Annotated in this window: 1 pseudogene; it reads left to right on the top strand. The window is 53.6% G+C overall.

Annotation, left to right across the window (positions count from 1 at the left end):
• Positions 1 to 75 precede the first annotated feature (75 nt).
• Positions 76 to 358 (top strand): annotated as a pseudogene (locus P7F60_RS30290) (replication initiation protein RepC); the annotation flags it as partial.

The raw sequence follows: 358 nt of genomic DNA, 5'->3' as shown, positions 1-358 counted from the left end.
GGGCGAAGATCGCTCGCGCATGAGCAGTGCACGTGGCGGGCGTCACGCTTTTGCTTCGCTGAAGTTAACTTTACGATGCCGCGGCGTCTGTTCAAGCGCGCTAAGGAAGCCCTATCGATTTGCCGCCGTGACGTCCGCAAGCTAATCACAGCGGCGATCGATGAGGGGGCTGACGGTGACTGGGAAGCCATTGAAGCGATGTATGTCGCTCTTGGGACTCGTCTTCCCCGCGCTTCAAACCGGATTGAAACGGAAGCTGTACTCGAGGAAATGACGATGCTGCGGGATGAGATCGTCAACATCCTGGATATGCAGTTAAATTCACAAAAAACAGATGGCAATGATGTTCAAAATGGTT

Source organism: Rhizobium sp. YJ-22, assembly GCF_029601685.1.
Classification (GTDB): domain Bacteria; phylum Pseudomonadota; class Alphaproteobacteria; order Rhizobiales; family Rhizobiaceae; genus Metarhizobium.
This window is presented reverse-complemented; position numbering and strand designations above follow the sequence as displayed.